This window comes from uncultured Roseobacter sp. (assembly GCF_947496515.1).
Taxonomy (GTDB): Bacteria; Pseudomonadota; Alphaproteobacteria; order Rhodobacterales; family Rhodobacteraceae; genus Roseobacter.
The window spans coordinates 1-1,016 of record NZ_CANMDB010000053.1 but is presented as its reverse complement, the minus strand read 5'-3'; the positions used below and the strand labels follow the sequence as shown (position 1 = coordinate 1,016).

Sequence of the window (1,016 nt, the reverse complement as noted above, 5' to 3'; positions counted from 1 at the left end):
ACGGCGGAATGGGCGCGGATCAATTGAAGGAACTGAAGCGTCTGCAGAAAGAGAACGAGCGGCTGCGCAGGGCGGTGTCTGATCTGACGCTGGATAAACTGATCCTGGTGGAGGCAGCAAAGGGAAACTTCTGAGCCCCGCTCGCCGCCGTGCCTGCATTGATCGTGTTCGAGCTGAACTGAATGTCTCAGAACGCCGAGCGTGTCGTGTTCTGAGACAGCACCGTTCTACGCAGCGCAAAGTGCCTATCGGTCGCCCGGACGAAGAGCAGTTGGTGGCCGACATGATCGAGCTGGCCCGCCAGTACGGCCGATACGGCTACCGTCGGATCGCAGCGCTGCTGCGAGATGCAGGTTGGCATGTGAATGACAAGCGCGTCGAGCGACTGTGGCGACGAGAGGGGCTGAAAGTGCCAATGAAACAACCGAAGAAGGGGCGTCTTTGGCTGAATGACGGATCGTGCGTTCGACTACGGCCAGAGCGTCGCGATCATGTTTGGAGCTATGACTTCGTGCATTGCCGGACTGAAGATGGGAAAGCGTTCCGCACGCTGAACATCATCGACGAGTACAGCCGGGAATGCCTGGCCATCCGTGTCGACAGAAAGCTGAACTCCGGCACCGTCATCGATGTGCTCAGTGACCTGTTCATCCTACGCGGCATCCCATCGTTCATTCGGTCAGATAATGGTCCTGAGTTCGTTGCTCAGGCCGTGCAGAACTGGATCAAAGTGGTTGGAGCCAAGACGGCTTACATCCAACCAGGTTCACCTTGGGAAAACGGATACTGCGAAAGCTTCAATGCAAGGTTCCGCGATGAGTTCTTAAACGGCGAAATCTTCTACAGCCTGCGTGAGGCACAAATCCTGATCGAGCAATGGAGGAAACACTACAATACCAAACGACCACACAGTGCTCTGGGCTACCGCCCACCGGCCCCAGAAACCATCGTCCAGATGGACCAAACGCCAATCATGCACTAACAATCAAATTGGACCACTCAGGTGGGGCTGATCA

Annotated in this window: 1 pseudogene; it reads left to right on the top strand. The window is 56.1% G+C overall.

From position 1 onward, the window contains the following. Positions 1-982: pseudogene (locus Q1A53_RS23335) on the top strand (IS3 family transposase); the annotation flags it as partial. Between the last annotated feature and the right edge of the window lie 34 nt (positions 983-1,016).